Source organism: Pseudoalteromonas sp. MER144-MNA-CIBAN-0113, from assembly GCF_040308965.1.
Lineage (GTDB): Bacteria > Pseudomonadota > Gammaproteobacteria > Enterobacterales > Alteromonadaceae > Pseudoalteromonas > Pseudoalteromonas tetraodonis.
Genome location: NZ_JBEOOG010000574.1, coordinates 1 through 240, shown reverse-complemented (window position 1 = coordinate 240; position 240 = coordinate 1). Strand labels below are relative to the sequence as shown.

At 41.2% G+C, this 240-nt stretch carries 1 protein-coding gene; it reads left to right on the top strand.

Annotated features, from left to right (window positions below):
• A partial coding sequence (locus AAEY57_RS21000; RefSeq protein WP_350608783.1) for a TonB-dependent receptor plug domain-containing protein occupies positions 1–240 on the top strand: 240 nt, incomplete at both ends.

Below are 240 nucleotides of genomic sequence, written 5' to 3'. Positions count from 1 at the left end.
GTATGGTGGTGCAGGCCTAGGTAATACATTTAACCCAACTCGTTCACTTACAAATGTTGAATCTGTTGAGGTTTTAAAAGGCCCTGCAACAGGTTTATATGGCATTGGTAGTGCGGGTGGCGTAATTAACCTAATAGAGAAAAAGCCAGAGTTTGAAGAAAAACACAAAGTATCGGCTGAGCTTGGCCAGTGGGATAGCTATTCATTATCGTTTGATAGCACTAACGCTATAACAGATGA